Origin of the sequence: Paenibacillus sp. P46E, from assembly GCF_001909095.1 — a bacterium.
GTDB classification, from domain to species: Bacteria; Bacillota; Bacilli; order Paenibacillales; family Paenibacillaceae; genus Paenibacillus_AQ; species Paenibacillus_AQ helianthi.
Map to the genome: position 1 here is coordinate 1 of NZ_LVYZ01000115.1, position 1,209 is coordinate 1,209.

Sequence of the window (1,209 nt, forward strand, 5' to 3'; positions counted from 1 at the left end):
TTCTTTTTGTGATAGTTCAGTCTCCATTTCCTTCATTTTCATTAAAACATCATTAAATTGATTGTTACTTAGTTCATCATAAAAATTTGAATTTAGAACCCACTTTCTTTGCATTAATGGCATGATATTATCAAAACCAAAATCTATAAAGTCCACTTGAGCACAAAAATAATTATCGTTAATAAACTTATTTAAAAAGTCCACATTTTTACGAGTATAATAATTTGTACCATATTCATTATCGGTAATTACTATATTTTCACCAATCCACGAATTGTAGCCCCCCCTATAGTTTCTAGTAGAACCAATATTTTTTAACCATGTACTATCCATCTCAGAAGACATTCCTAATAAATCATATACAGGCTGTCCTTTAAGTTCTTCAAGACTCAGAAAAATATACTTTCCTCTCATCCCCAAAATAGGTTGAAATAATTTATTTGCCGGAACACGTTCCAAAATATACTTTCCACTAACTCCATAGACTGTAATGATTTTGCCGAGGAGCTTATAAGCGCTTAACGGATCTGTTTTTCTAAATTCAGTTAAATAACGCTGAATTAAAAAATCCCACACTTTATGAGTTACCCGTTCAGAAATATCCTCCTTTTTAGTAAAAAAGGTTCTCGATATATTTATTTCGTTTTTAGGATCTTTAACGTTAATAATTATTCTAGGCTTTATAGTTCCTGGCTTGAAGTCTCCATAATCAATAACATCAGAAACTAGTATCCCATCTTTATACACAGAACATGTAGGATCTATCCTACAACTCGTGGAAATCTCCATGATATTTTTATTACCATCAACTCTAAGACTTAACCTTCTTTCAGTGTTAGGCTCTTCTTCGATCCATGTCCCATGGTAATCCTCATAAATAAAATTCCCCTTCTCTTCTTTGGGTACTATGAAAGAAATAACTCCCTCTATTCCATCGATGCCAATATCTTCTTCTAATGAAAATGCCTCTTCTGAAAAAAATTCTTTTACATGTCTTATATCTTGGGGAAGAAAAACACTTTTGTTGTACGATAAATCAATATATTCAACCTCATAATCACTATACTTCAACTTAATTTGTTCAAAATTCCTTCCTTTGCAAACATTCGGGTGGATTATTAGTTTCTTCATATTCTTTTCCTCTACTAGAATAGGAAATTCAACAAATCCCGCAATTTTTGATAAGTATTGATATACTGATTTCAACCT

Annotated in this window: 1 protein-coding gene; it reads right to left on the reverse strand. The window is 31.3% G+C overall.

From position 1 onward, the window contains the following. Positions 1-1,131: hypothetical protein (locus A3849_RS31940; RefSeq protein WP_143191965.1), on the reverse strand; the 1,131-nt coding region annotated here is incomplete at its 3' end. Between the last annotated feature and the right edge of the window lie 78 nt (positions 1,132-1,209).